This is a genomic window from Microbulbifer agarilyticus (assembly GCF_020171345.1).
GTDB classification, from domain to species: Bacteria; Pseudomonadota; Gammaproteobacteria; order Pseudomonadales; family Cellvibrionaceae; genus Microbulbifer; species Microbulbifer agarilyticus_D.
In genome coordinates, this window is sequence record NZ_JAIUZM010000001.1 from 901995 (window position 1) to 923768 (window position 21774).

Sequence of the window (21774 nt, forward strand, 5' to 3'; positions counted from 1 at the left end):
CATCGGGCCGGCCCGCTAAGTTGCACTAGAGACACACTGGAGGCGCACTAGAAGCGCAATAGCGACGCGCTAGATAAATTCGGCGATTTCCTCGAGTGGCTTCTTCTGGATCGCCGGCACTTCCGCGCCCTCTTCCGGCAGTCCTGCCACCACAATCATATAGGGGCGTTCATCGCTGGGACGGCCGAGGATCTGGTTGAGAAACTTCATCGGGCTCGGGGTATGGGTCAAAGTGGCGACACCGGCGTTGTGCAATGCTGCCAGCAGCATACCGGTGGCGATGCCCACCGACTCCGAGGTGTAGTAATTCTTCAGCTGCTCACCCGCCTCACCTTGGGAAAACTTCTTCAGGAAGATCACGATCAGGTAGGGTGCCGTTTCCAGGAACGGCTTGTGTGCGTCGGTCCCCAGCGGCGCCAGCGCATCGAGCCACTCTTCCGACGCGCGTCGTTCGTAAAACTCGCGCTCTTCCGCTTCAGCAGCGATACGAATTTCTTTCTTTACCGTTTCTGACTCCACCACACAGAAGTGCCAGGGCTGCATATTGGCCCCGCTGGGTGCACTGCCAGCGGTACGCACCGCGTCTTCAATCACCGCGCGCGGCACCGGCGCACTGGAAAAATCGCGCACCGAGCGTCGCTGCTTCATCTGCTCATAAAATGCTTTGGCCCGCGCGGCCTTGGTCGCATCATCAAGCTGCTCAAATTGCAGCGGGATAAATTCTTCGGCTTCAGCCATGACAGTCAATTCCTATTTCGAATCCGGCGCTTGTTGCACAACACCCGCTTTACACAATGCCCACGTTACACAACGCCTTTAGTGCCCGCGATAAACAGGCTGAGCAGGGACAGCAGGGTCAACACAATCAGAATAATGCCGAGCAACAGAAGTGGACGGAATGGCTTGCGCTCGACCCGGTTGTAGCCGCGGGCCAGATAGCGGTCGACCTTTGCCTGGTCTTCGTCGGAGAGTTTTTTCGGCGGAACCGAGAGGTCCGCATCCTGTTCTGGATTGGACTCAAATTTGGACATAAGCAACCCGGTATTTTTATTGTGATGCCCCGAGTGTAGGAGATTCGCCGCCATGAAAAAAGCCCCGCGGGTGCGGGGCTTTTTTGGAACCGGGGACGGAAGATCAGAACAACTCTTCTTCCAGGTCCATCAGGGTACCGCTGCCGGCCACGACACTGGCGGCCAGGGCTTGGGACTTCGGCAGCAGGCGCGCGAAGTAGAAACGCGCGGTCTTGATCTGGGCACGGTAGAAATCCTCGTCTTTGCCGCTGGCAACGCTGGCGACCTTGGCCCACATATAGGCGTAAGCCACATAGCCAAACAGATCCAGGTAGTCCACGGAGGCCGCACCCGGTGCATTCGGGTCGGTTTTGGTGGCCTCGATAACCGCTGCGGTCGCGTCTTTCAAACGCTGCAGCTCAGCGGTCAGCGGCTGGATAAACTCGACCAGGTCGGCGTTGCCGGCATTGTCATCGATAAACTGCTGTACGTCGGCGGCAAACAGCTCAAACAAGGCGCCACCGTTGGCGACGGTCTTACGGCCGATCAGGTCCAGCGCCTGGATACCGTTGGTACCTTCGTAGATCTGGGTAATGCGCACATCGCGTACCAGCTGCTCCTGCCCCCACTCACGGATATAGCCGTGACCACCAAATACCTGCTGGCCAATTACGGTGCAGTCGAGGCCGCGGTCGGTAAAGAAGGCTTTGGCCACCGGGGTGAGCAATGCAACCATCGCTTCCGCCTGCTGCTTTTCCTCACCTTCGCCGTACTTGGCCAGGTCCAGCCACTTGGCGACATAGGTAGACAGTGCGCGGGCGCCACCGATGTAGGCTTTCTGCGTAAGCAGCATGCGGCGTACGTCCGGATGCACGATGATCGGGTCAGCGGCCTTTTCTGGCTGCTTGGCACCGGACGGGGAACGGCTCTGCACTCGGTCGCGGGCGTATTCAATCGCATTTTGATAGGAGCGCTCGGAAGCACCCAGCCCCTGGATACCGACACCCAGGCGCTCGTAGTTCATCATGGTGAACATGGCGGCGAGGCCCTTGTTCAGCTCACCAACCAGCCAGCCCTTGGCACCGTCAAAGTTCATCGCACAGGTGGAGGACGCCTTGATGCCCATCTTGTGTTCGATGGAGCCACAGTTGACCGCATTGCGCTCGCCCAGGCTGCCGTCTTCGTTCACCAGAATCTTGGGCACCAGGAACAGGGAGATGCCCTTGGGCCCTTTCGGCGCATCCGGCAGCTTGGCCAGCACCAGGTGAATCACGTTTTCGGACAGGTCCTGGTCGCCGCCGGTAATAAAGATCTTGCTACCGGTAATGGAGTAGCTGCCGTCTCCCTGCGGTTCCGCCTTGGTGCGGATAATGCCGAGGTCGGTACCGGCGTGCGGCTCGGTGAGGTCCATGGCACCGGACCAGGTGCCGGCGTACATGTTGGGCAGGTACTTTTCTTTCAGCTCCTGACTGCCGTGGGCATCGATCGCCAGGCAGGCACCGTTGGTCAGTACCGGGTACAGGGCGAAAGAGATGTTTGATGAGTTCAGCATTTCCTCGACCTGGGCACCCAGCATCTTGGGCATGCCCATACCGCCAAATTCGGGGTTGCCCACCAGCGCGCCCCAGCCGCCCTCACAGAAGGTGGCGTAGGCTTCGGGGAAACCTTTCGGCGTGGTTACCACACCGTCGTTCCAGGAGCAGCCTTCTTCATCGCCGCTGCGGTTGATCGGGTCGAGGGTGTTTGCGGCCAGCTTGCCCATCTCTTCCAGAATGGCGTCGGCGGTCTCGCGGTCCGCGGTTTCCGCCAGCGCCGGCAGGCGCGCCCACAGTTTGTCTGCCTCGAATACTTCGTGCAGCAGGAAGTTCATCTCGCGCAGTGGCGCCTTGTAATCGGCCATGGTGTCGCCTCTTAGAATCGATTTTTTTGGTGTGTCTGGAGATGGCTCTACGATGTGCAAGCCAGAGTCAATCAATCGTTTGTTTCAAACGCATGTTTGAAATCTAGGCTGAAGGGCCTCCCAAGTCAAGCCGGACCCACGGTCCGGCCTGGGGAATCAACCAAATTTGGTCAGTTGGAAGAAGATAGCAGCGGGGAGAGGTCGAGGTGGGCGGCGCCATTACGGTAGTCGCCAGATTCGTCGTACGGCAGGGTGCCTAGGCATGGCGCGGGCAAAATTGCCCGCAGGGTCATCAGGTTTTCCTCGGCGCGGGGCATATCTTCCTGCGGACCGCGCACAAAGTTTGCCACCCAGCCCGCTAGCGGCAGGCCGTCGCGACGAATGGCTTCAGCGGTCAGCAATGCGTGATTGATGCAGCCCAGTTCGACACTCACCACCAGAATAACCGGCAATTCCAGCGCGCGCGGCAGGTCCGACAGGAACTGACGGGGGGCCAAAGGCACCCGCCAGCCACCGGCGCCCTCGATCAGCACCAGATCGGCGCCACTACTCATGACACCGCGGCAAATGCCCTCAAGACGGGAAACATCCAGCCTGCGCCCCGCCTCCATCGCCGCGATATGCGGGGCGATGGCGGGTTCCAGCGCCACCGGGTTGACCTGCTCGTAGGGCATGCCCTGGTTCATCGCCTCAATCAGGGTCAGGGCATCGCTGTTGCGCAGGCCTTCCGGGGTCTGCGCACAGCCGGACGCCACCGGTTTTACCGCCGCGGTTTTCAGGCCCTGCTCGCCCGCCGCATGCAATAATGCCGCGGTGGCATAGGTTTTACCGACCTCTGTATTCGTTCCAGTCACAAACAAAGTTTCGGTCACAAATTCTTCCTCATTCTTTGGTTTTTTTGTTTGACGGCTCTTTAAACATGATCTACTTGCTGATAAATTGATCACTTAGAGCGGTATTCATGCAACCCATTTCGCCAATCGAGGCCCGGGTTAGGATAATTGCCTAAAAAAGTTCCCGGACCTGGTCTGGGGTGACAGTCAGGGACAGCGCTGTCATAACGCTATTGCGTCACCAAGTCGCACCGCGCAACCACATTTCTCCGCCCGGCAGCTCGATTCTGCCAACCCGCAGAGACGCCCCGCAAATGTCAGGGATGTGGAAGTGCGAGAGCACGGAAGCTGATTGTTCAGCCCCGGAATGACACCAACAATGCCATTACTACCGACGAGAGCCATGCGATACCTGAAACTGAGTCTGATTGCCCTGTTAATGATCCCCACCCTGGCTATGGCCAAGATTAAAACCGTAGATGAGGTGGTCGTATACAAATCCAAGCACCTGATGCAGCTGAAACGCAACGGTAGGGTTGTTAAAAGCTACAAGGTGGTATTTGGTAAAAACCCTATTGGGCACAAGCAGTACGAGGGCGACTCCCGTACGCCGGAAGGCCGCTACACCCTGAACTGGAAAAAGAAAAACAGCACCTACTATCGCGCTATCCAGGTTTCCTACCCTAATGCGGCGGACCGTGCGCGGGCGAAGAAAATGGGCCGCAGCCCAGGTGGCGCCATCATGATCCACGGCCAGAAACCGCACTGGAAAGGTATTGAACAGTACCTGACCCGCATGAACTGGACCGACGGTTGTATCGCGGTAACCAACCCGGAGATGGACGAGATCTGGGCGATGGTGGATACCGGTACGCCGATTGAGATTTTCCCCTGATCGCAAATAGATAGCAGCGCTCAAAGTTCGAATCGAAGGACAAGTGCCGGCTGCGGGTTTTCAGGAGCGTCGGCGACATGGACGTCGCCGCCGCAGCGCCCAGGGATGGGTTAACAGCGGTCCTGAAAACCCGCAGCCGGCGCTTGACCGCCACCAAGCTATAACAAAGCTCCAAATCCAGAGCCGTGGCGGTGACGCTACCAGGTAAAGGTTTGTGAGACACGCCGTGAACCCATCCCTGGGGGCTCTTCTAAAACATCCCTGTTTTAGAAGGTCTCACAAACCTTTACCTGGCATCGTCACCTTATCTCTAAGCTTCTCAACCCGGTTCAACATCGGGGGCTAGTGCTCTTCCTGATAGTACTCAGGCGCCAGATCATCAAAGCGGGTGAATTTACCCACAAACGCCGCGCGGCAGGTACCGATCTCACCGTTACGCTGCTTACCGATAATCAACTCCGCCAGCCCCTTATCCGGGCTGTCTTCGTTGTAATACTCGTCCCGGTAGATAAACAGGATCACATCCGCATCCTGCTCGATCGCACCGGATTCCCGCAGGTCCGAGTTCATCGGGCGCTTGTTCGGGCGCTGTTCCACCCCCCGGTTTAACTGCGACAAAGCAATCACCGGGCATTCGTATTCTTTGGCCAGCGCCTTCAAGGAGCGGGAGATTTCCGAGATCTCCTGGGTACGCCCTTCGGTGCTGCCCTTCACCTGCATCAGCTGCAGGTAATCCACCATCACCATCGCCGGCAGCGCACGCTGTTCCGCATCTTCGCGGCTCAGTCTGGGGTCCGCCTGCATCAGCTTGTTGGTGTGATCGCGCACCGTGCGCTTCACACGCGCACGCACCTCTGACGGTGACAGGCCCGGGGTATCGTCGATATAGAGCCCCTTGCCCTTCATCTTCTGCACAGCACTGGAGAGCTTGGGCCAATCCTCCTCCTGCAACTTACCGTTACGGATACGCCCCTGGTCGATCTTGCCAATGGAAGACAGCATACGCATGACCAGGCTGTCCGACGGCATCTCCATACTGAAGACCAGAGTCGGCTTCTCCTGGCTGAGCATGGCGGCTTCGACGAAGTTCAGCGCCAGTGCGGTCTTACCCATGGAAGGACGGGCAGCGAGGATAATGAGTTCACCGGGCTGCCAGCCGGAAGTGCGCTCATCGAGCTCGGTGAGGCCGGTGCTGAGGCCGGTGAGGTCGCCCTCGGATTTGAACAGTTCGTCAATGCGCTCGACGGTTTTCTTCAGCAGCGAGTCGACACCGACAAAGCCGCCCTCTTTGGCGCGACCTTCGGCAATCTCTGCCACGCGGCGCTCGGCCATCTGCAGCAAGTCGACGGAGCCGAGCCCGCCGGGGTTGAAACTGGTACGGCTGATTTCGCCGGCGGCGGCGATCAACTGGCGCAACATGGAGCGCTCGCGCACGATTTTCGCGTAGGCGACGATGTTGGCGGCAGACGGGGTGTTTTCCGCGAGTTCAGCCAGGTACGCCGGGCCGCCAATATCAGCCAGCAGGTCGCGACTGGCGAGGCCTTCCGCGAGGGTAACGATATCCAGCGGCTGCTCGCCGCCGGACAACTCGAGCATGACGCCGAAAATAATCCGGTGATTGGCGACGAAGAAATCTTCTGCGCTCAACTGCTCTGCCACCGCATCCAGGCGGCTGGCGTCGAGCATCAGACCACCCAGCACCGACTGCTCGGCCTCGACCGAGTGCGGCAGCGGGGAGCTGGCGGTGGCTTCCTGAGCCTCTTCTTGCGGAGCGTATTCGTTCATGTTCGCTGCTATGTGTTACTACCGGTCGTTGCGGTCATTGGTTCCAGGCCTACCCCGCCGCTGACTCACAGGCCAGGTGCACCGGGGGCGGGAACCATTTGCCTGGCTCACAAACAAGTCAGGCGCTGCACCCTCCGACACCGGTAGAAAACCGGCAGGGAGAATCCAGCGCCTGATTGTAGCGCGGCTAGACGGAGAACGGGCAATTCCATTCTCCACAGGCCTCGCTGTGGCGATTCGGTAACTGCAGAAGCTTATTCGGCTTCTACAACAACCTTCACGCTGCTGATTACGTCGGCGTGCAGCTGTACGTCTACGTCGTACTCGCCCAGTTCACGCAGAGCGCCTTCCGGCAGCTTCACTTCAGCTTTGCTTACTGCAACACCGGCAGCGGTGATCGCTTCCGCGATATCGCGAGTGCCGATGGAGCCGAACAGCTTGCCTTCGTCGCCAGCGTTAGCAGCGATGGTAACAACCAATTCAACCAGCTGGGCAGCGCGGCCTTCAGCTTCGCTTACTTTTGCAGCGGCAGCTGCTTCCAGCTCAGCGCGCTTGGCTTCGAACTCAGCAACGTTTGCTGCGTTGGCCAGTACGGCTTTACCGGTAGGCAGCAGGAAGTTGCGGCCGTAACCGGCTTTTACTTCAACGCGGTCGCCCACGTTGCCCAGTTTGCCTACTTTGTCGAGCAGAATAACTTCCATCTCGGAACCCTCAGTTTCAGTTCTTGTGCGCCGCTCAGCGTTTGTCGCTGGCGCGTGCGCGAATATCAATCCAGCTATCGATCAGTGCCAGTCCGCACAGGAAACCAGCCAGCGGCAGTGCCGCAATTACCAGCATCACATACAGGGCAACCAGCGGACCGCGTCCCCAGCCCCTCTGGGCTACCAGCCAGTGGATCAGGCAGATACCTGCCACCATGATCGGGAAAGCGGCAACCGCACCCCAGAACACAAAGTGTTCACTGACCAGGCAGTAAATCCACAACAGCATGCCGGCAGCTGCGAGCGGCAACGGCATACGCAGGTTGTGCATTTCCTGCTGCAAACCACCGGGGTTGTACAACAGGGCCTGCCACCAGCGCCCCAGCAACAGTGCCAACATGGCGCTGATTACCGAGACCCAGGCCAGGTAACCGGTAGCCTGCGCTTCGCTGGTAAATGCCTTACCCAGCTGCTGCGCTTCCGGTGTGCTGGCACCGCCCGCGGCCTCATTGACCGCCTCGAGCAGGTTGCCCAGTACACCGCCAGTCACCTGCGAGGTCACTAGGATGCCCGCGGCGGTCACTGCGGTCAGCGTCACCAGTGTCCAACTCCAGGCGCGGGTTTCGCGCAGGACCAGGGCACTCGCCAACACCGCCACAAAGTGCGTGATCGCCATGCCAGCCATCAGCGGGGACATATAGCCCGCGCCGGCTGCGGCAACAATTGGCAGTAGACCCCAGACCAGCACAAACAGGCCGTCGCCACTGCCGCGGCGTAACCCCACCAGTGCAAGCACTGCGGGGCTGATCAGCGGGATTCCCACCATGGTGAGGATCACCGCGCGCACGCGCGATCGCATGGCAAATTCAGCGATAGCGCGCACTAGATAGCTTCTCTATAACAATCAATACGAAGCAAAGCGATGCTTAGGCTTCGTGGCTGTCCGTGTACGGCAGCAGCGCAATGTAACGCGCGCGCTTGACCGCGGTGGCCAGCTGACGCTGATACTTGGCTTTGGTGCCAGTGATACGGCTCGGTACGATTTTGCCAGTTTCAGAAACGTAGGCTTTCAGGGTATCGAGATCTTTGTAGTCGATACGCTTTACGCCTTCAGCGGTGAAACGGCAGAACTTACGACGACGGAAAAAACGTGCCATCTGACTATCCCCTTACTCTTCGTCTTCAGTGGTGTCGGAAGACTTAGCTTCCTCGGCGCCTTCGGAAGAAGATTCTTCACGTTCGGCGCGTTCGCGACGCTCAGAGCGTTCTGCGCGCGCAGCTTTGCGCTCGCGGGACTCTTTCTCAGCCTTCATGATCGGGCTTTCTTCGGTGATCGCTTCATCTTCGCGGATCACCAGGTTGCGCAGCACGGCGTCGTTGTACTTGAAGTTGGTGGTCAGTTCGGCCAGCGCTTCTTCAGTACACTCAACATTCATCAGAATGTAGTGAGCCTTGTGGATCTTGTTGATCGGGTAAGCCAGACGGCGGCGGCCCCAGTCTTCCAGACGGTGAACGTCGCCACCGCTTTCTTTGATGGTCGCAGTGTAACGCTCGACCATGCCGGCGACCTGCTCGCTCTGGTCCGGGTGAACCAGGAATACAATTTCGTAATGACGCATTTTCGCTCCTTACGGGTTAACACAGCCTCCCGGCTTGCCGCTGCCCTGTCTAATAAGTAGAAAGTGCAGCAACCGCCCAGTGAGGCAAGGAGTACGCAACAGCTCCCGGGATGGGGCTATTGCGGGCGGCGTATTCTATGCCTCTGTCGGAGTGGTTGCAAGTTGAACAATGGGTTGACCGCCGCAAATAGAAACACACCAGTCTGTAAGCACCCACTTACGCCGTGACGTGTATCTTATGCGCGCTGCCGCCAACCAGTGCACGGGCTCAGAGAGCCGCCTACATCCAGCAGCTCGTCCGGGCAGTCACATCCATAGCGGCAGCCGACCCTGAGCGAGATCAAGAGCCCAAGGCCGATTGCAGAAATAATTGAACAAAATAATTAAACGAGGGATTGAGGGGGTTGGCGCGCCAGACGTCATACAGGCATAGGTCGCGAAAATAATTCTAAACAATAACAATAACGTGCAAGGACCGAAGAATAACAAGCGGGATAACACCGTAGGGGGGCACTTGTGCCCCTTCATTTTTTACCCCTTATTGCTCCCCCTCAGAACACGTAACTAACGCCAAAGCTTAGCTCCGTCTTGTCGTAATCGTAGATTTCGCGGTTCTCCCGATTATCAATGTGCAGAAGCTTGCCATCGAGAGTCAAGCGCGGCGTCAGCCGGTAGCGGGTCGACACCCAGGATTTCACCCGATCCGACTCGCGCTCATATTCGAGCGACTCACCGCTGCTGTCACTGACCCGATTGGTTCCGTTGTACACACTGTAGCGATACTCCAGCCCACCACGCAGCTCCCAGCGGCTGAGAAAGCGCCAGCGCGCATCGCTGCCGAAAGCATGGCGCGCGGGTGAGTAGCTATAATAATCTCCCGCGGCCTGCTGCAAATCCTCGCGATCATTGGTGTCATACAGGTAGTAGATACCGAGGTCCGCGCCGAACGTATTGCGGCGCGCACGCGCCGAGAAGCGCTGCCGCCAGCCATCGAGATAGCGGTAACTCTCGCCACCCGAGTAGTAGGCGGGGATATAAGACAGCTGCACCCGTACTGCGCCGAACGCTCGCGCGGCCCGCGCGGTCAGCTGCAACTGCCGGCTCACCTGCTCACCGCCGAGGGAAACCTGCTCGGCACCTCCCCCGGTCTCCAGTTGCCACCCTCGCCAGCGTCTGTCGCGAATCAGCGAAGCGCTGAGACTTCCCAGGCTCAAACTGTCCAGCTCACTGTAGCGCCGGGTAAAACCGTAGCCCTGCAGTCGCCAGCCGTCGATGTCGCTGCCGGCAAGGCGGTACTGCCCCCAGGCAAACAGCTCGAGAAAATTGTCATCCCCGACCGCATCTTCACCCAGCAATTCGGCCTTCACCGCGTACGGGTTGTTGTCGAAGCCGCCGTTAACACTGGCCATGGCAAGCCAGGGACGCGGCGCTGATGCACGCTCCACGCCAGCTCCCAACTGCAGCGCAGCAAGACGTTGCAGCTTGGGCGAATCCGCGTGTTCACTCACCCGGCGAAAGTAGCGCGCAGCAAGCGCTGGATCGCCCTGCCTGCCCGCCAGCAGGCCAAGGTTATATTCCGCCAGATCACGCCACTTTGGCTCAGAGATCAATAACCAAAAATATTCGGAGGCCTCAGCGTAGCGCCCCAATTTGTAGAGGGTGACACCGAGATTGAACTTCAGCCGTGCACTTTTATCGCCGGCCTGCTCCATTTGCTGGAACAGGGCCAGCGCACGAGGATAATCACCACGTTTAAACGCGCCTGCAGCACTGGATAACTCCGCCGCGGCCAGCCGCGCGGGACCAAACACCGACACCAGCACCAACATGGTGATCAGCACAAACAACTTAATAAACTCGCGCATTCCTTGCCTCGTGAGCCTGCGGGGTTTTGTTCGAAGGAATAAGAGGCTCAGCTGCCGGTAGCGTCGCTCACATCAACCGGCTCAGTCGCCACATCCCCGCGCAAGGATTCCAGCAGTGCATCCACTTCACTCATGTCTACACCCGCGCCGGCGGGCAGACTGCCGAGAATGTCCTGCACCATCTGCTCGATCATGCCCTGCATCTCATCGCTGGTGAGGCCATTTTTCAATGCTTCCTCGACCGCCTCACGGGCTGACTCCACCGCCTGCTGCGCCTGTTCATTTGCGGCGAGCGCGGCATTCTGCGCGTTTGCCATCATCTCACCGCGTCGTTCGGCCATCTCGGCCAGCATGGCTTCCCTGCGCTCGGCAACGTCACTGGGCATCTCGTCCGAACTGGATGGAGACGCCTCACGCGCAGCCTTGAGCGCTGCAAGCGCCGCAGCGAGCCGCTGCTCCGCGAGCTCTCGCACCTCCTCTGGCAATTCAATGCTGTTGAGCAGGTCTTCGACGCTTTGCGCATCTTCGACCACCTGCAGGGTCACATCCGGGTCGACCACGTCAGTCTGCGCATCGAGTGCCGGACCGTCATCCGGCACAGCCACCTCTTGCTGGGCAACGGCAAAATTAGGCACAGACAGAGCGGCTATAGCCAAGCCAGCCAAACCGGCAGAAACGACATGACGTGTAAATACAGAAGGGATGTATTGAAAAAAACGGCGTGCTTGTTTTGCTGACATAATCCTTTACCTCGCGTCATCAAAAGCAATCAATGGAGCGGAAATACAAGGAAATTAAAGCAGGCTATTGGCGAAAGGAGTGGAAAAACTGCGCAAAGCAGGTCTCAAAACCTCAGGACGAAGCGCGAAGAAGCGACAGGTTACTGCCCGCAGGCGCGAGAGTACGCATCAGAAGTGATCAGAAGCAGGGAATAGCGAGGAGACCAAAGCAATAACCTCCCCGCCAATGAAAACGTCGGTGACAACCTTAATTGGCCCGACGCTGCCGAACGGCCTCAAACAGGCAAACACCTGTGGCAACGGAAACGTTCAGGCTGCTGACCTCACCCGCCATGGGGATTTTGATCAGGTGATCGCAGTTTTCCCGCGTCAAACGACGCAAACCTGGGCCTTCAGCACCCATCACCAGCGCCAGCGGCCCAGTCAGGGAAGACTGGTATACGTCCTGCTCCGCCTCACCGGCGGCGCCGTAGATCCACACTCCCGCCTGCTGCAGCATTTGCAGGGTGCGTGCCAGGTTGGTCACAGTAATAAACGGCAATACCTCGGCGGCACCACAGGCCACCTTGCGCGCAGTTGGCGTGAGTCCCGCAGCTTTATCCTTGGGCGCAATCACTGCGTGCACGCCGGCCGCATCCGCGGAGCGCAGGCAGGCGCCCAGGTTGTGCGGGTCGGTAACCCCATCGAGTATCAACAGGAAAGGCGCTTCGCCATTGGTGTCCAGGTCTTTCAGCAGAGACTTCAGGAACTGCTCATCGTAAATCTTGGTATCACCCACACAGATGGCCACCGCGCCCTGGTGATTACCTTCATCGGCAACTTTTTCATCCAGCGCACGGCGATCCACGAAGCGAATTACGATTTCGTTCTGTTCCGCCTGGCGAATGATTTTCTGCAGTTTTTGATCGCGGCGACCGCGCAACAGCAGTAGCTCCTGCACCTGCTGGGGCGAGCTTTTTAACAGGGCCTGCACCGCGTGCAGGCCATAAACCAATTGCTGAGCCACGATTTATTTCTTCCCGCCTGATTTCTTCGCCAGTTTTTTCTTCAGTTTCTTTTTCGCTGCTTTCTTGGCTGCACGCTGTGCTGACTCGGCCTTTTCCGCCTTCTGCGCAGCTTTGCGCGCGGCTACCGCCGGACGCTTGCCACCTTTACGAGGTGGCGTTTTCTTCGGGCGACGCTTCTTCGGTGCAGCCTCTTCACTGGTATCCGTTTCGGAAACGATTTCTTTTGATGGCGGCACCACCTCGGCGTCATCGCTGCCAACCTTGCGCTTGCGAATCGGGCGCGGCTCATCCTCAACGCTTTCGGTACGCTTGGATTTCAGCCCACCGCCCCAGGGGCTCGCCTTTTCCGCCTCTTTGCTAAAGTCGTGTTTGCCACGACGTTGGCGCTCGGCCTGAAACTCAACGGCCATTTCCATCGCGCGGCCACTGACCTGGGTGGACTCCTCTCCGGAACGGGACTTTTTCACCGCTTTCTTCGCCTTGCTTTTCGCATCTGGCGCCGATGTCGGCTCATCGGTAACACTGTACTTCACGGACTGCTTATCAACCTTACTGTCATCTTGCTTGCGGGATTTTTTGTCGGACTTTTTGTCCGCCTTCTTATCGGCCTTTTTATCGGCTTTAGGCTTGCGATACTTGGGCGTCTGGTAGCTGGGACGCGGATGCAATTCGACAAATGTGAAATCGACCTTGCGTTCCTCAAGATCCACCCGCGCCACCTGCACCGTGACCCCGTCACCCAGGTGGAAACGGGTACCGCTGCGCTCACCGACAAGGCGCTGTTGCGCTTGTTCGAAGTGGTAGTAGTCCTTTGGCAGTGCGGTGACATGGATCAGACCTTCCACATACAGGTCTTCCAGCTCCACAAACAAGCCAAAGCCGGTTACCGCGCTGATTACGCCGCGATACACCTCACCCACATGATCCTGTAAATATTCACACTTGAGCCAGCTGACCACGTCGCGGGTTGCGTCGTCGGCGCGGCGTTCGGTCATCGAGCAGTGCTCACCCAACTCCACCATGGCCACGGCGGTGTACGGCAAAATCTGGGCGCGCTCCATTACCTGGGCGCCCGGTGCCTGGCGCACCTTCTTGGCCACTGCCGCCGGATTGGCGCTGCCATTGCGAATCAGCCAGCGCAGCCCGCGGTGCAGCAGCAAATCCGGGTAACGACGAATCGGCGAGGTGAAATGTGCGTAAGCGCGATAATCGAGCCCGAAGTGACCGCGATTCTCTGGCTGATAAACCGCCTGGTTCATCGAGCGCAGCAACATGGTCTGGATAATGTGGAAATCCGGGCGACCATCTGCCTGGGAAAGCAGTTCCTGATAGTGGCTGGGCTGGGGTTCGCTCCCTCCTTCAAGACGCAAGCCCAGCTCGCCCAGGTACTCGCGCAGGTTTTCCAGCCGCTCCTGTTTGGGAATGTCGTGCACGCGGTACAGCGCTGGCAACTCCGCCAGCTCCATCAGCTCAGCGGCACACACATTGGCGGCAAGCATGCACTCTTCGATCATCTTGTGCGCGTCGTTGCGCTGCACCGGCACGATGCGCTCAATCTTGCGCGCTGCGTCGAACATGATCCGCGTTTCTGTGGTTTCGAAATCGATGGCACCACGGCGATCGCGTGCACCGCGCAGCGCACCGTAAAGGTCGTGCAGGTTGTCGATGTGTGGCGTGAGTGCGGCAAACTGCTTGCGAATACCACTGTCGCGGTTATCCCGCTCCTCAACCATTTCCCCAACCTGGGTATAGGTAAAGCGCGCGTGGCTGCGCATCAGGCCTTCGAAGAACTGGAAGTTGAGGATGTTGCCGGACGGATCGATGTGCATTTCACACACCATACACAGGCGATCGACATGCGGGTTCAGCGAGCACAAACCGTTGGAGAGCTTCTCCGGCAGCATCGGCACAACAAAGTCGGGGAAATACACCGAGTTGCCGCGCTGATGGGCTTCCTGATCCAGCGCAGTATTTACCTGCACATAATGGGAAACATCGGCGATGGCGACCAGCAGTTTCCAATTACCATCTGGCAGCACTTCACAGTAGACCGCATCGTCAAAATCCCGCGCGTCTTCACCGTCGATGGTGACCAGCGGCAGCTGGCGCAGATCGATACGCGCCGCCTTGTCTTCTTCCAGCACCTCGTCGGCGATGGTGTCGGTTTGCGTCAGCACCGCGGCGGGCCAGCTATGGGGAATACCGTAGTTACGGATGGCGACGTCGATTTCCATCCCCGGGGCAAGGTGGTCGCCAAGGATTTCAGCAACCTCACCCTGCGGCAAATTATTGCGGCCCGGCTGGGTGGTGATATTCACCACCACATACTGGCCACTTTGTGCATCGGCACACTTGCCTTCTGCCACCAGCACGTCGAGGGTCATGCGCGGGTTATCCGGGCGCACAAAGCAAACGCCGTCTTCGCGGTACAGGCGCCCGGCCAGCTGCTGGGTGTTGTGCTTGATTACCCGCACCACCGCGCCTTCGCGCTTGCCACGGAAACCTCCGGGGGTTTCCCGCGCCAGGACTTCGTCGCCATCAAATACCTTGCGCATCTGGCGATGGGACAGGAACAGGTCGTCGCTGCCGTCGCCCGCAGAGACAAAGCCGAAGCCGTCGCGGTGACCGATTACGCGACCGCGCACCAGGCTCATTTTATCGAGCACACCGAAGTCCCCAGCGCGGTTGCTGGCGATCTGTCCGTCGCGGCTCATGGCGATCAAACGGCGGCGCACACCCTCGCGGCGATCTTCATCGTCGATCGAGAGCAGGTCCGCGACCGTTTCCCAGGCTACCGGGCCCGGCTGCTGCTCCAGCACATCGAGCAGAAACTCGCGGCTGGGAACGGGTTTTTCGTATTTCTCCGCCTCGCGCTCGGCATGAGGATCATCCGAGATGGCAGAGGGGTTGGTTTTGTCTTGATTCAAATCTGCTTCCAATGTTCTGCGTTTAAGCACGCGCTCTGCGCGGCCCCGGAATCGTCCGGCGCAGGAAGGTAAGTGGGTGCAACTGCCAGGTCTCGGTGGAGGCCTGCCGGGGATTTACTCCCAGGCATGAGGTTCACGGGCAAGAATCCAAGGTGAGCATTTGGAGTGGCGAATGCCGAAAGCGGCACAGGGCCACTGAAATCGTTGCACATTGCCGCGATTATAAGCGATTTGCGAACCAATTCCCCCGTTGATTTGGAATATCCATCCGGATGTGTGTCCAGAGAGAGACTGAGTGGACAAAAAAGGGCACAAACCGCGCCGCAAAAAGCGTTGACACCCCCAGGGCAAATCACTATAGTGCGCGTCCTCAACGGAGCACACCGTTGAATTGCCCAGGTGGCGGAATTGGTAGACGCGCTAGCTTCAGGTGCTAGTGACCGCAAGGTCGTGGAAGTTCAAGTCTTCTCCTGGGCACCATCTTTAAAAAAGGGGCCAACTCGCAAGAGTTGGCCCCTTTTTGTTTTCCACCACTTCGAAATCACATCACTGTCGACTCGAAGACCAGTGGAGTTGCCGCTAGCGGCAGCAACTCCACAACAGCCACACAATTAACCGGTATTACGCATACCTGCCGCAATACCCGCAATCGTCACCATCAGTGCGCTTTCCAACACCGGGTCTTCCTCACGGGTGCGCAGACGCGCCATCAATTCTGCCTGCAGCAGGTGCAGCGGGTCGGTATAAGGGTCGCGCACGCGGATGGACCAGCGCATCACCGGGTTGTTATCCAGCAGACTTTCGCGACCAGTTAATTCACTCAGAGCCACGACGGTGCGCGCCAGACGGCTGCGCAGCTCGACGCCGAGACGCTGCAGCTCCGGGTCGTCGGTTAGGCGCTCTTCGTACCACAGGGCCACGCGGGTGTCGGACTTGGCCAGTACCATTTCCAGCATATCCACCACGGTCTGGAAGAAGGGCCACTGCTCGCTCATGGTACGCAAGGTATCCGGCGCATTTTCCAGGCCGGTTTCCAGTGCCGCGCCAGTACCCAGCCAGGCCGGCAGCATCAGGCGCATCTGAGTCCAGGCAAATACCCACGGAATTGCGCGCAGGGTCTCCACCCCACCCCCGGGCTTGCGGCGCGCCGGGCGACTGCCCAGCGCCAGGCGGCTGAGCTCGGTTTCTGGAGTGACGGTGCGCAGATAAGACACCAGTGCCGGATCGTCGCGCACCACCTCGCGATACGCCCCCACCGAGGCCTGAGTCAATCGATCCATCTCCGCACGCCATTCCGGGCGCGGCTCTGCCGGCGGCAGCAGCGTCGCCTCCAAAGTTGCCGCGATATATTGCTCCAGGTTGTAGGCGGCAACCGATGGGCGCCCGTATTTGAAGCGAATCATTTCCCCCTGCTCGGTCACGCGAATGCGCCCGGCAACAGAGCCCGGCGGCTGCGACATCAGCGCCATGCGGGTCGGAGAGCCACCGCGGGAGATGGAGCCGCCGCGACCGTGGAACAGGGTCAGTGGAATCCCGTGCTCCCTGAATATACGGGTGAGTGCTTCCTGCGCGCGGAACTGCGCCCAGGCCGCACCGAGGAAGCCCGCATCCTTGGCGGAATCGGAATAGCCGATCATCACTTCCTGGCCCGCCTTAACCCGCTCGCGGTAGAAAGGGATTTCCAACAGCGCATGCATGGTGTCGAACGCATTGTTCAAGTCGTCCAGCGTCTCGAACAGCGGCACCACACGCATGGGCGCACGCACGCCGGCTATTTTTTGCAACAGCATAACCGCGAGCACATCGGATGAGGTGCGAGCCATGGAAATGACGTAGGCACCGAGGCCCTCCGAACCCTGCTCCGCAATTACCTTGCAGGTATCGAGCACCTCGCGCACTTCGTCGGTACAGAACTCGCTCTGGTAGAAGGCGCCGTTGATCAGCGGGCGGCGACTCTCCAATTCCTCCAGCAGGAACTTCTGCTTTACCTTCTCGCCCCACTCGGCATAACTGCCGAGATCAAGGAAGCGGGTAATGGCATCAATCGCCATGGCGTGACGGGTGGACTCCTGGCGAATATCCAGCTTCAACAGGGTGATGCCAAAACCGTTGAGGCGACGCAGCGTATCTTTCAGCTGCCCATCGGCGATGGCCGCCAGCCCCACTTCACGCAGCGAGCGATCGATCAGGCTTAAAGGCTCATACAGCTCGCTGCTTGAGGTATACACCTCGCCCTGCGGCTCCGCCGCGTCGTTCACCCGCGCCTCCATCAATTCACGGGTATTGCGCAGGCGATCTCGCACCGCACGCAACAACAGCCGGTAAGGCTCGTGGCTCGGTCCGGTGTGCGCCAGCAGCTCTTCACTGGCGCGGTGCATGGAGAGGTCTGCGAGCAGGTTTTCCACATCGCGCAGGTACAAATCAGCCGCCATCCAGCGTGCCAGGTTCAAGACCCGGCGGGTAACCTTGGCGGTGACATTAGGGTTACCGTCTCGGTCACCCCCCATCCAGGATGCAAAGCGAATGGGAACCCAATCTGCGGGCAGTGGCTCGATACCGGCGAGCGCCAGCTCGTCTTCAATTTCGCGCATCCCCTGGGGGACTGCCTGCCACAGGGACTGCTCGATGGTGGCAAAGCCCCACTTGGCCTCATCGACCGGCGTCGGGCGCTCACGGCGGATTTCATCGGTGCACCAGGCAGACAACATCTGCTCGCGCAACAGGCGACGCAGGCGCTCGGCCTCTTCCGGCGTGCAATCCGGGCGGTCGAGGCCGGTCAACAGATCGGCCATCTGGTCGTATTTGCGAATCAGGGTGCGGCGCGTCACCTCGGTGGGGTGTGCGGTCAGCACCAGCTCCACAGACAGGTCAGACAGCACCTGGCGCACCTGCTCGGGGGCGACATTCGACTTCTTCAGTTCCTCCAACACCTGACGCAGGCCGCGGTCGGTATCCGGATCACCGGGGAAGCGCTCGTGCTGGCGACGCAGGCGTTCGCGGTGGCGCAACTCGGCAATATTGGCGAGGTTCAGGAACTGGCTAAAGGCGCGAGCCACTTCCAGCAGGGTCTCATCATCCAATGGATCCAGCAGCTCTCGTAATTTACCTACAGGCATCTCCCCATGGCTGCGGCTCTCCACCGCGACCTGGCGAATGGTCTCCACGGTATCGAACAATGCTTCGCCAGCCTGGCCGCGCAATACGGTTCCCAGCTCTTCGCCGAGAAGGCGAACATCTTCCCGCAACGGTGCATTTTGATCTTGATCCATGGAATATCTCCCCCTGACGGATTACTTTCTGGAATGCATTCTCCCATACTTCTCCCCAGATTTTGATGCCGCAGACCAAATTCTTGTAATTTAACTACAAGAAAATACAACAAACTCTGCCGTCAGGTAGACATCACAGGATTCACCGGTCACACCTGACAATTGACACGCCGCCAAAAACGGCTATAGTGCGCAGCCTCAACGGCGCATAGCGCTGTTTGCCCAGGTGGCGGAATTGGTAGACGCGCTAGCTTCAGGTGCTAGTGACCGCAAGGTCGTGGAAGTTCAAGTCTTCTCCTGGGCACCATCTTTCAAAAAGGGGCCGACTCGCAAGAGTCGGCCCCTTTTTACTTCCAGCAGCTACCATTTCGCAAACCATCGCTTGCCGCGCTCGTCTAGGACACCACTTTTCACCAATACCAACCAGGAAGGTTTGAGCTACGCTGGCGACAGACTCTCTTCCTTCTCAGAAATAATCTTTTTTAACCGGCTATTGACCTCACTGCCTGAAATACCAGCATGAATATTCCTATGGCAGGTCGGGCAGATTGCGGCGACGCCCTCCGGCGTATCCGCGCCCCCATCAGATACTCGATTAAGATGATGCACCTCTAAATATGGCTCATGCTTCTTAGTAAAAAAAGGAGCAGGAGAGTCGCAACATTCACAAATACCTTGCGCCCGTCTCAGCGCATATCTTCTTACAGCTTCGCTACGATAATACTGGCGAGCCTTTATGGTTCTAGTAGGCCGCGTACTAGTTCCACCAGAAACAGCTAGCTCACGAAGCTGTTCGATACTTAATGATTTAGGAAGTGTAGCCAAAGAATCATCTTCGAACCGCGTGGACAGTAACTGTCGCGCTACTCCAAGCGGCTCGAAAGCAAGCTCAAATAATATAGCCTTTCGATCATTTCCCTCTCGATCGCGTCTCACAACTATTTGATGATCTATAGAAACTGACAGAACCCCTTCCTCGTTTGCATAAAAAGTAGAACATGTCGTTCGTCTTTTATGTGATCTCTAAGCGCAAGGTTCCCTCTGGTAAAAGTCATATCGCCGACTTGTCCCTCACCCGAATACAAGAATTTACCATCCTCGGTGAAGCCATCAGTATAACCATGCTGCTCTCCGCTATCTCCTGTGAAAAGGAACATAACTGGGTGATCCGCACACTTACACATTCCGCCCTGTCTATTCCCTCCAAACTTGTCATGAAGATCCCCGCGACGGTTATACTCTTCACCTACTACGTAAGGTACGATCACTGACTGACCTCCAAATGTAAAACGAATTCATGATCTACCGGAGCAAGAGGTAAATCTTTCAAGGTAGACAAAGAGCAAAAACTATAGTCTTCATGCTCGTTAAGCACTGGTTTTCCGCTAACCGACACTCCAATAAAGTTAATACGAAATCTCGATCCAACTTCGCTGGAAGAAAAAATAGTTTTACCAATCGATACCACTTCTAATTCCAACTCTTCTCTCAACTCTCGCTCGAGAGCTTCCGAAAAACTTTCTCCAAACTCAACTTTCCCACCAGGAAACTCCCAAAGCCCCCCATGATGCTTATTCATGGGCCTCTTACAAACTAAGTAACGGCCAGAAATTTCCACAACGGCCGCGACCACATCAATAAGTCTATTTTCAATACTCACATTCAAATAACCGAAGTTTTATATCTTCGAGACTATCATTTTCTTAAAAAGAAATTTAGTGATTTGACCAATACTAATTAATACTATTGAGCAGATGTAGGTCAATCTACATTAGCAACACCAACAGAACCCAATAAAGAATAAAAAATATCTTATTGTAAAAGCGGGAAATTCAGACCGATTAGGAACCGAGGGAAGGCTCGGGCCGATGTAGAGTCAACCAAAATAGAATCACTGAAAAAATACCGCATACGGCAATGGATGCCACCAACGTGAACGGTGATCCGTCAAATACCGCACTGACAATAACAATGGCAATTGCTCCCAATACCATCTGCAGAGTTCCGCCCAGAGCCGCTGCGGTGCCGGCGATTGGCCCATGCTCATCCAGAGACAGCACCATGGTTGTTGGCACAATCAAGCCGAGAAAGGCATTCGATAAGAGCAACAATGCCACCAGGACGACAAAATTGTCCACACCGGCGATATTCAGCAGGAGATGGACAATGGAGGCGAGTGCGAACCCATTTACCGCCCACTTCACCACGGCGATGCCACCGAAGCGCTCGCCGAGGCTTGCTGCGAACTGACTTGAGGTAAAAAATCCAAGGGCATTCAAGGCAAAGGCCAGACTGAATTGTGTAGGGGTAAGACCGTAGTACTCCGTATAGAGAAAGGCGGCAATCGCGAGGAATGAGAAAAAGCTGGCGGTGCCCATGCCGCCAATCAGCGTCATTCCCATAAAGATCGGATCGCGGAACAAAACTTTGAACGCAGCGAACATCGCAGAAATTTTCACAGGTACCCGCTCCGCTACCGGCAGAGTTTCGGGTAAGGCAAAGCGGATCAACAGAAGACTCACCACGGTTGCCGCGGCCACCGCATAGAAAACAATCGGCCACCCAAATGGATTCATCAGCAAGCTGCCCACAAGCGGCGCCAGCATCGGTGAGATTGATATCACCAGCATCACCAAGGCCATCAAACGTGTAGCGTCGGTACCGGTATAACGGTCGCGGATAATCGCACGTGGAATCGACATCACCGACGCCGCGCCGACGCCCTGGATAAAGCGCATGGCGATCAGCCATTCGATTGTGGGGGACAGCGCACAGCCAACGGATGCGAGAAGAAATATCGCCAGACCGAAGTACAGTGGGGGTTTGCGGCCAAACATATCCGCCGCGGGGCCGTAGAAGAGCTGGCATACACCAAAAGCGATAAAAAAGGACACCAGCGTGTACTGGGACTTGGTCGCGGAGACACCAAAGTCTTCCGCCATCGCCGGCATGGCAGGGAGATACATATCAATGGCGAAAGGGCCCACACAGCTGAGCAGGCCCAAGATCAGCGCCATTTTTACAAAATCGGATTTCATCAAGCTCGGACTTATTTTCGGAAGCGCTTCCGGTACAACCACCGGACCACGGTGCGTCCGAACCTTTGCTGAGTCTATCAGCCCTTGCGGCAAGTCCAAAGCAAGCCAAACGCTATGGGGTAGGTTTCACTTTGAGGGCCGCTTGGCGCCCCGCAGTTATTGACGCACAAATAAAAAAACGGTGC

The 21774-nt window shown here is 57.7% G+C and carries 18 protein-coding genes and 2 tRNA genes; 3 read left to right on the plus strand and 17 right to left on the minus strand.

The genetic code is table 11. The features are described 5' to 3' along the window. Positions 1–69: 69 nt before the first annotated feature. From LCM31_RS03645 to bioD, 4 genes are all read right to left on the minus strand, one after another. Positions 70–738, minus strand: a complete 669-nt coding sequence (locus LCM31_RS03645; RefSeq protein ID WP_224867651.1) for a nitroreductase family protein — start codon at positions 736–738, stop codon at positions 70–72. Positions 739–803: 65 nt separating this feature from the next. Then, entirely contained in the window at positions 804–1031 is a 228-nt protein-coding gene (locus LCM31_RS03650; protein ID WP_077399913.1) for a DUF3094 family protein, read from the minus strand. A 103-nt stretch (positions 1032–1134) separates the two neighbouring features. Continuing rightward, a complete protein-coding gene (locus LCM31_RS03655; RefSeq protein WP_224867653.1) occupies positions 1135–2910 on the minus strand; it encodes an acyl-CoA dehydrogenase C-terminal domain-containing protein in 1776 nt (591 codons plus the stop codon). 170 nt (positions 2911–3080) lie between these two features. After that, on the minus strand, positions 3081–3782 hold the full coding sequence (gene bioD, locus LCM31_RS03660; RefSeq protein WP_224867654.1) for a dethiobiotin synthase: 702 nt from the start codon (positions 3780–3782) through the stop codon (positions 3081–3083). Positions 3783–4146: 364 nt separating this feature from the next. Here bioD and LCM31_RS03665 point away from each other — a divergent pair, with 364 nt between their 5' ends. Further along, a complete protein-coding gene (locus LCM31_RS03665; RefSeq protein ID WP_224867656.1) occupies positions 4147–4638 on the plus strand; it encodes a L,D-transpeptidase family protein in 492 nt (163 codons plus the stop codon). Positions 4639–4980: 342 nt separating this feature from the next. Here the strand turns inward: LCM31_RS03665 and dnaB are convergent, their stop codons facing one another. The 9 genes from dnaB to rnr form a co-directional block, all read right to left on the minus strand. Next, the gene (gene dnaB / locus LCM31_RS03670) at positions 4981–6423 is read right to left on the minus strand and encodes a replicative DNA helicase (RefSeq protein WP_224867658.1); all 1443 of its coding nucleotides are present in this window, start codon (positions 6421–6423) and stop codon (positions 4981–4983) included. A gap of 254 nt (positions 6424–6677) precedes the next feature. Beyond that, positions 6678–7124, minus strand: a complete 447-nt coding sequence (gene rplI / locus LCM31_RS03675) for a 50S ribosomal protein L9 (protein WP_222246106.1) — start codon at positions 7122–7124, stop codon at positions 6678–6680. 34 nt (positions 7125–7158) lie between these two features. Next, the gene (locus tag LCM31_RS03680) at positions 7159–8007 is read right to left on the minus strand and encodes a hypothetical protein (RefSeq protein WP_224867660.1); all 849 of its coding nucleotides are present in this window, start codon (positions 8005–8007) and stop codon (positions 7159–7161) included. Positions 8008–8050: 43 nt separating this feature from the next. Next, positions 8051–8281 (minus strand): 30S ribosomal protein S18, encoded by a 231-nt coding sequence (rpsR, locus tag LCM31_RS03685; protein WP_010133305.1) that lies wholly within the window; start codon positions 8279–8281, stop codon positions 8051–8053. A 12-nt stretch (positions 8282–8293) separates the two neighbouring features. Next, a complete protein-coding gene (gene rpsF, locus LCM31_RS03690; RefSeq protein WP_224867662.1) occupies positions 8294–8743 on the minus strand; it encodes a 30S ribosomal protein S6 in 450 nt (149 codons plus the stop codon). A gap of 551 nt (positions 8744–9294) precedes the next feature. After that, entirely contained in the window at positions 9295–10608 is a 1314-nt protein-coding gene (locus LCM31_RS03695) for a tetratricopeptide repeat protein (RefSeq protein ID WP_224867663.1), read from the minus strand. Between the two features lie 47 nt (positions 10609–10655). Next, positions 10656–11348 (minus strand): hypothetical protein, encoded by a 693-nt coding sequence (locus tag LCM31_RS03700; RefSeq protein WP_224867665.1) that lies wholly within the window; start codon positions 11346–11348, stop codon positions 10656–10658. A gap of 247 nt (positions 11349–11595) precedes the next feature. After that, positions 11596–12354 carry a 23S rRNA (guanosine(2251)-2'-O)-methyltransferase RlmB gene (rlmB, locus tag LCM31_RS03705; RefSeq protein WP_224867667.1) on the minus strand — a complete coding sequence of 253 codons (759 nt, stop codon included), beginning with the start codon at positions 12352–12354 and terminating at the stop codon, positions 11596–11598. A gap of 3 nt (positions 12355–12357) precedes the next feature. Next, entirely contained in the window at positions 12358–15282 is a 2925-nt protein-coding gene (gene rnr, locus LCM31_RS03710; RefSeq protein ID WP_224867669.1) for a ribonuclease R, read from the minus strand. A 393-nt stretch (positions 15283–15675) separates the two neighbouring features. On the opposite strand from rnr, the gene LCM31_RS03715 reads away from it, so the two are divergent. Further along, positions 15676–15762, plus strand: a tRNA-Leu gene (locus tag LCM31_RS03715). Between the two features lie 131 nt (positions 15763–15893). Here LCM31_RS03715 and ppc read toward each other — a convergent pair. Next, entirely contained in the window at positions 15894–18551 is a 2658-nt protein-coding gene (ppc, locus tag LCM31_RS03720) for a phosphoenolpyruvate carboxylase (RefSeq protein ID WP_224867672.1), read from the minus strand. A gap of 220 nt (positions 18552–18771) precedes the next feature. On the opposite strand from ppc, the gene LCM31_RS03725 reads away from it, so the two are divergent. Continuing rightward, positions 18772–18858, plus strand: a tRNA-Leu gene (locus LCM31_RS03725). A gap of 131 nt (positions 18859–18989) precedes the next feature. On the opposite strand, the gene LCM31_RS16435 is transcribed toward LCM31_RS03725, so the two are convergent. The 3 genes from LCM31_RS16435 to LCM31_RS03740 all read right to left on the minus strand — a co-directional run bounded on the left by LCM31_RS16435 (position 18990) and on the right by LCM31_RS03740 (position 21589). Next, positions 18990–19487 (minus strand): HNH endonuclease, encoded by a 498-nt coding sequence (locus LCM31_RS16435; RefSeq protein ID WP_224867674.1) that lies wholly within the window; start codon positions 19485–19487, stop codon positions 18990–18992. Positions 19488–19815: 328 nt separating this feature from the next. Next, the gene (locus LCM31_RS03735) at positions 19816–20211 is read right to left on the minus strand and encodes an NUDIX domain-containing protein (protein WP_318247428.1); all 396 of its coding nucleotides are present in this window, start codon (positions 20209–20211) and stop codon (positions 19816–19818) included. Between the two features lie 181 nt (positions 20212–20392). Beyond that, positions 20393–21589 carry a multidrug effflux MFS transporter gene (locus LCM31_RS03740; protein WP_224867676.1) on the minus strand — a complete coding sequence of 399 codons (1197 nt, stop codon included), beginning with the start codon at positions 21587–21589 and terminating at the stop codon, positions 20393–20395. Between the last annotated feature and the right edge of the window lie 185 nt (positions 21590–21774).